This is a genomic window from Streptomyces prasinopilosus (assembly GCF_001419695.1).
In the GTDB taxonomy this organism is placed as follows: Bacteria; Actinomycetota; Actinomycetes; order Streptomycetales; family Streptomycetaceae; genus Streptomyces; species Streptomyces prasinopilosus.
In genome coordinates this window covers 1-6,178 of record NZ_LIRG01000742.1, presented here as the reverse complement: position 1 = coordinate 6,178, position 6,178 = coordinate 1, and the positions used below count along the sequence as shown (strand labels likewise).

At 69.8% G+C, this 6,178-nt stretch carries 5 protein-coding genes; all 5 read right to left on the bottom strand.

The features are described from left to right. Positions 1-56: 56 nt before the first annotated feature. Positions 57-1,163 carry a sugar ABC transporter substrate-binding protein gene (locus tag AOK18_RS25625; protein WP_240503311.1) on the bottom strand — a complete coding sequence of 369 codons (1,107 nt, stop codon included), beginning with the start codon at positions 1,161-1,163 and terminating at the stop codon, positions 57-59. A 444-nt stretch (positions 1,164-1,607) separates the two neighbouring features. Next, positions 1,608-2,060: a heat shock protein transcriptional repressor HspR gene (locus AOK18_RS25620; RefSeq protein ID WP_055574239.1), complete on the bottom strand. Its 453-nt coding sequence runs from the start codon at positions 2,058-2,060 to the stop codon at positions 1,608-1,610. Between the two features lie 5 nt (positions 2,061-2,065). Beyond that, positions 2,066-3,253, bottom strand: a complete 1,188-nt coding sequence (dnaJ, locus tag AOK18_RS25615) for a molecular chaperone DnaJ (protein ID WP_055695873.1) — start codon at positions 3,251-3,253, stop codon at positions 2,066-2,068. A 90-nt stretch (positions 3,254-3,343) separates the two neighbouring features. Beyond that, positions 3,344-4,018 carry a nucleotide exchange factor GrpE gene (gene grpE / locus AOK18_RS25610; RefSeq protein ID WP_055695872.1) on the bottom strand — a complete coding sequence of 225 codons (675 nt, stop codon included), beginning with the start codon at positions 4,016-4,018 and terminating at the stop codon, positions 3,344-3,346. Continuing rightward, positions 4,015-5,850 carry a molecular chaperone DnaK gene (gene dnaK / locus AOK18_RS25605; RefSeq protein ID WP_055695871.1) on the bottom strand — a complete coding sequence of 612 codons (1,836 nt, stop codon included), beginning with the start codon at positions 5,848-5,850 and terminating at the stop codon, positions 4,015-4,017. The genes grpE and dnaK overlap by 4 nt, the downstream gene beginning before the upstream one ends. Positions 5,851-6,178: the final 328 nt, after the last annotated feature.

Genomic DNA, 6,178 nt, shown 5'->3' with positions numbered 1-6,178 from the left:
CCGGCGGCCGGGCGGGTCCTCGGCCGCCGGAGGGGTCCTCGACCGCCGGCCGGGCCTTACTTCAGCCCGACCTTGTCGCAGGCCTCCTTGTAGGCGGCCGTGCAGATGTCCGAGACCTTGTAGAACCCGTCGGCGACGACCGTGTCCGCGATGTTCTCCTTGGTCAGGGCGACCACGGGCACGAGCTGCGCCGGGATGTCCTTGTGGGTGGGGCTGTCGACGCGGTCGCTGGTCAGCGCGTCGAACTGGATGGCCTTGCCCTGGACCCGCGCCACCGCGATCTCCGCGGCGTTGTCCGCCTCGGTCGGGTAGGACTTGTAGACGCTCATGAACTGGTCGCCCAGGAGGATCCGCTGCACCGCGGCGAGTTCGGCGTCCTGACCGGTGATCGGGGGCATCTCGGTCACCCCGGCGGCCTCCAGCGCCTTGACGATGCCGCCCGCCATGCCGTCGTTGGCGGAGTAGACCGCGGCGATGTTGTCCGCGCCGATCTCGGCGATCGCCTCGGCCATGTTGGCCTGGGCGTTCTCCGGCTTCCAGTCCTTGGTGTCGTAGGTCTTGGCGATGGTCACCGCGTCCTGGAGCTCGGACAGCGCCCCGGCCTTGAACTGCTTGGCGTTCGGGTCGGTCGGCGAGCCGTTCATCATGACGATCTTGCTGGTGGCCCCGGCGTCGCCGCCGAGCGCCTCCAGCAGGGAGCGGCCCTGGACCTCGCCGACCAGCTCGTTGTCGAAGGAGATGTACGCGTCGATCGGGCCCTCGGCCAGCCGGTCGTAGGCGATGACGGGGATGCCCGCGTCCTTGGCCTTCTCCACGTCCCCGGCGATGGCGTGCGCGTCGACCGCGTCCAGCACGATGACGTCGACCTCGTCCTTGATCATCTGCTGCATCTGGCTCGACTGCTTGCCCGCGTCCGCGTCGGCGTTGGCGTAGTCGACCTTGCCCTTGTCGTTGGTGAGCTCCTCCACCTTCTTCTTGAAGATGGGGTAGTCGAACTGGTCGTACCGGGTGTTGGCCGTCTCGGGCAGCAGGAGCCCGATGGTGACATCGTTCCCCTTGGTGGGGCTCGCTCCGTCGCTGCTCCCCGTCGCGTTGAGCGCACCGCACCCGGCGAGCACGAGGGACAGGGAGGCGGCGGCGACTGATATGGCGATACGACGCATGCGAGGGCTCACTTCAGTACGTTTTTGGACGTGGGCACAACATTGCGGCCCATGTGACTGAAAAGCCAACGCTCCAGCGACCACTGACGTCAAGACCAACTACTTAACGAGATGAACACAGCACCGTGCGCTGAAGTCGTGTGGGCTAGGCGAAAGAATCGCACATATCTCCTACACGCGCATACACGTGCTGCTCACAGCCGTGCGCGGGGCGTGCACGGAAGTATCCGGGGCTCCGGATGACGCGCCGTCAGGGTCCCGCGCACGGACGGGGTCCGGAGGCCCGGGAGAGCCTCCGGACCCCGTCCGGTACTTCACTTTCACGCCAAACGGAACTTCTCCGTCAGACCGCGGTCCTCCCACCGGATCGCTTCCGTCACCGCGCTCCCGCCCCGGACCGGCGCTTTCCGGCCATCCGGTGACGGCCGGAGCGGGCGCCGGCCGTCAGTCGGCCTGCTGCCGGCTCTTGGGCCGCCACACCACCAGCGCGCTGGTCTGCTGGACCTCCTGGTACGGCACCAGGTCCCGGCGGTACGACGCGTGCACCGCCGCCTCGCGCTGACGCATCGTCGCGGCCACGCCGTCCAGGGCGCCCTCCAGCTCCGCCACCCGGGACTGCAGCGCGGCGACCTGGTTCTCCAGCTCGATGATGCGCTTGATGCCCGCCAGGTTGATGCCCTCGGTCTGCGACAGCTGCTGCACCTGGCGGAGCAGTTCGATGTCCCGGGCCGAGTAGCGGCGGCCCCGGCCCGCGGTGCGGTCCGGGGAGACGAGCCCCAGGCGGTCGTACTGACGCAGCGTCTGCGGATGCAGCCCGGAGAGCTGGGCCGCCACCGAAATGACATAGACCGGGGTGTCCTGCGTCAGTTCGTACGGATTGCGTCGACGACCGTCCATCGTCCTCAAGCTCCCTTCGCGGCCTGGAACAGCTCCGCCCGCGGATCGTCCTCCGCGGTCGCCTCGCGATACGCCTCCAGCGCGTCACGAGCCTTCCCCGACAGGTCCTTGGGAACACTCACCTCGACGGTGACCAGCAGGTCGCCGCGCGAGCCGTCCTTGCGGACCGCACCCTTGCCGCGGGCCCGCATGGTCCGCCCGTTGGGCGTCCCCGGGGGCAGCTTCAGGGTGACCGGCGGACCGCCGAGCGTCGGGACCCGGATCTCACCGCCGAGCGCCGCCTCCGGATAGGTGATCGGGACGGTGACAGTGAGGTTGTCGTCCTTGCGGCCGAACACCGGGTGGCTGCCGACGTGCACGACCACGTAGAGGTCGCCCGCCGGGCCGCCGCGCTCGCCCGGGGCGCCCTTGCCGCGCAGCCGGATCCGCTGGCCGTCGCTGACCCCCGCGGGGATGCGCACCTGCATCGTCCGCGAGGACTTGGCCCGACCGCTGCCCTTGCAGATGTCGCAGGGGTTCTCCGCGATCAGGCCGCGGCCCTTGCAGTCGGGGCACGGGTCGGTGAGCGAGAAGCCCCCGCCGCTGCCCCGGGCGACCTGCCCGGTGCCGACGCAGGTCGGGCACACGCGCGGTGTGCCGTTCTTGTCGCCGGTGCCCGAACAGCCCTTGCAGGCCTGCTGGGAGGACATCCGCAGCGGGACCGTCGCCCCCTCGATCGCCTCGGTGAAGCTCAGGGTGACCTCGGACTCGATGTCCTGGCCGCGCCGGGGCTGGGTGCGCGTGGTGCCCGTGCCGCCGCGGTTGAACAGACCGCCGAAGACGTCGCCGATGCCGCCGCCGAAGCCGCCGGCCTGGCCGCCCTGACCACCGCCCTGACCGCCCCCGAAGAGGTCACCCAGGTCGAAGTTGAACGACCCGGCACCGCCCGCGCCCGGCCCCGCGCGGAAACCGCCGCCGCCGAAGAGCGAGCGGGCCTCGTCGTACTCCTTGCGCTTCTTGGGGTCGCCGAGGACGTCGTTCGCCTCGGAGATCTCCTTGAACCGCTCCTCCGCCCTGGCGTTGCCCTTGTTGGCGTCCGGGTGGTTCTCGCGGGCGAGCTTCCGGTACGCCTTCTTGATCTCGGCCTCGGTGGCGTCCTGGGGGACGCCGAGGACCTTGTAGTAGTCCTTCTCGATGAAGTCCTTGGTGCTCATCCCCGACGTCCCTCCTCTCCTGCCCCGCCGGTCCTTCCCGGCCTGTTCGTCCTGCCCGCCCCCGCCGGCGCGCGGACGCCGGCGGAGGCGTCAGCCCTCCTGGGGGCCACCTGTCTCCTTGTCGTCCGCCGCCGTCTCGGCGCCCTCCTCGGCCTGCTTGCCCGGCTGGGCACCCGGCTGCGGTTCGGCCACCGCCACCCGCGCGGGGCGGATGGTGCGTTCACCGATGCGGTACCCGGGCTGCAGGATCGCCACGCACGTCGTCTCGGTGACGTCCGGGGCGTAGGAGTGCATCAGGGCCTCGTGGATCGTCGGGTCGAAGGGCTCGCCCTCCTTGCCGAACATCTGCAGGCCCATCTTCGCCACGGTCGACTCCAGCGACTCGGCGACGGACTTGAACCCGCCGACCAGTTCGCCGTGCTCCCGCGCCCGCCCGATGTCGTCGAGCACGGGCAGGAGCTCGGTCATGAGGTTCACCGCGGCGACCTCCTTGACCGCGATCCGGTCGCGCTCGACCCGGCGGCGGTAGTTCTGGTACTCGGCCTGGAGCCGCTGGAGGTCCGCGGTGCGCTCACCGAGCGCCGTGCGTGCCTGGTCCAGCTGGGCCACCAGCCCGGCGTCGGGACCCGGGTCCCCGGCCGGGGCCGCCGCCTCCTCCGCGGAGGGGTCGGCGGCCTTCGGCTCGGCCTCGTCGGCCGGAACGCCTGAGGAGGGGACGTCGGGCTGCTGCGACTGCTCGTCGAAGCCCGGGGTCTCCTCGGTCACGCCGCACCGTCCTTACGTTCGTCGTCCACGATCTCCGCATCGACCACGTCGTCGTCCGCCTTGGCCTCACCGGCACCGGCGCCCGCGGCCTGGGAGGCCTGCGCGTCGGCGTACATGGCCTGGCCCAGCTTCTGGGAGACGGCCGCGACCTTCTCCGTGGCGGTGCGGATCTCGGCGGTGTCCTCGCCCTTGAGCTTCTCCTTCAGCTCGGCGACGGCCGCCTCGACCTCGGTCTTGATCTCGCCCGGGACCTTGTCCTGGTTGTCCGCCAGGAACTTCTCGGTCTGGTAGACGAGCTGCTCGCCCTGGTTGCGGGACTCGGCGGCCTCGCGGCGCTGGTGGTCCTCCTCCGCGTACCGCTCGGCCTCCTCACGCATGCGGTCGACCTCGTCCTTCGGGAGCGAGGAGCCGCCGGTGACGGTCATCTTCTGCTCCTTGCCGGTGCCGAGGTCCTTCGCCGTGACGTGCATGATGCCGTTGGCGTCGATGTCGAAGGAGACCTCGATCTGCGGGACGCCGCGCGGCGCCGGCGGCAGACCGGTCAGCTCGAACATGCCGAGCTTCTTGTTGTACGCGGCGATCTCGCGCTCGCCCTGGTAGACCTGGATCTGCACCGACGGCTGGTTGTCCTCGGCCGTGGTGAAGATCTCGGAGCGCTTCGTCGGGATCGTGGTGTTGCGCTCGATCAGCTTGGTCATGATGCCGCCCTTGGTTTCGATGCCGAGGGACAGCGGGGTGACGTCGAGCAGCAGGACGTCCTTGACCTCGCCCTTGAGGACACCGGCCTGGAGCGCGGCACCGATCGAGACGACCTCGTCCGGGTTGACGCCCTTGTTGGCCTCCTTGCCGCCGGTCATCTCCTTGACGAGCTCGGCGACGGCGGGCATGCGGGTGGAGCCGCCGACCAGGACGACGTGGTCGATCTCGGACAGCGCGATGCCGGCGTCCTTGACGACGTTGTTGAACGGCGTCTTGCAGCGCTCCAGCAGGTCCGCGGTCAGCTGCTGGAACTGGGCGCGGGTCAGCTTCTCGTCGAGGTGCAGGGGGCCCTCGGCGGAGGCGGTGATGTAGGGCAGGTTGATCGTGGTCTCGGTGGACGAGGACAGCTCGATCTTGGCCTTCTCGGCGGCCTCACGGAGGCGCTGGAGCGCCATCTTGTCCTTGCCCAGGTCCACGCCGTGCCCGGACTGGAACTGCTTGACCAGGTAGTCGACGACGCGCTGGTCCCAGTCGTCACCACCGAGGTTGTTGTCACCGTTGGTGGCCTTCACCTCGACGACGCCGTCGCCGATCTCCAGCAGCGAGACGTCGAACGTACCGCCACCGAGGTCGAAGACCAGGATGACCTGCTCGTCCTTGTCGAGGCCGTACGCCAGGGCGGCGGCCGTCGGCTCGTTGACGATGCGCAGCACGTTCAGACCGGCGATCTCGCCGGCCTCCTTGGTCGCCTGGCGCTCCGCGTCGTTGAAGTACGCCGGGACGGTGATGACCGCGTCGGTCACCTTCTCGCCCAGGTACGCCTCGGCGTCCCGCTTCAGCTTCTGGAGCACGAAGGCGCTCATCTGCTGCGGGTTGAAGTCCTTGCCGTCCAGGTTGATCTTCCAGTCGGTGCCCATGTGGCGCTTGACCGACCGGATGGTCCTGTCGACGTTGGTCACGGCCTGGCGCTTGGCCACCTCACCGACCAGCACCTCGCCGTTCTTCGCGAAGGCGACGACGGAAGGCGTGGTCCTGGCGCCCTCGGCGTTGGTGATGACGGTGGGCTCGCCGCCCTCCAGAACGCTGACGACGGAGTTAGTCGTGCCCAGGTCGATGCCGACCGCACGTGCCATTTCGATTCCTCCAGCTGACTTGAGTGGAACAGGCTCAAGCATGCCTGACGTCCGGCGCCGGGTCAACAGAGCTGAGTCGACAGGACTCAACTCTTATCCTCTCCTTACGCGCAACCGGGCGCCGACCTGCGGTTCCGTGCGGAAGTGAGGCGGGAGTCACGCGCGGGGGCGGACCTCCGGCGGCGCGGAAGGCGGTGTCGGCGGTGTCGGCGATGACGCCGCGAGGGGTTCCCGCGGAGCTCCGGCCGAATCCCGGCGAGCACGCGACGGGGGTCGGCGGGCCCTCGGGGGGATCCGGCGGGCTCCGGGGGTCCCGGTGGGGCCCCGG

What these genes read in the sequence shown, in the direction of transcription:
- AOK18_RS25625 (WP_240503311.1), bottom strand. Translation starts at nt 1,163, where the DNA reads ATGCGTCGTATCGCCATATCAGTCGCCGCCGCCTCCCTGTCCCTCGTG.
- AOK18_RS25620 (WP_055574239.1), bottom strand. Translation starts at nt 2,060, where the DNA reads ATGGACGGTCGTCGACGCAATCCGTACGAACTGACGCAGGACACCCCG.
- dnaJ (WP_055695873.1), bottom strand. Translation starts at nt 3,253, where the DNA reads ATGAGCACCAAGGACTTCATCGAGAAGGACTACTACAAGGTCCTCGGC.
- dnaK (WP_055695871.1), bottom strand. Translation starts at nt 5,850, where the DNA reads ATGGCACGTGCGGTCGGCATCGACCTGGGCACGACTAACTCCGTCGTC.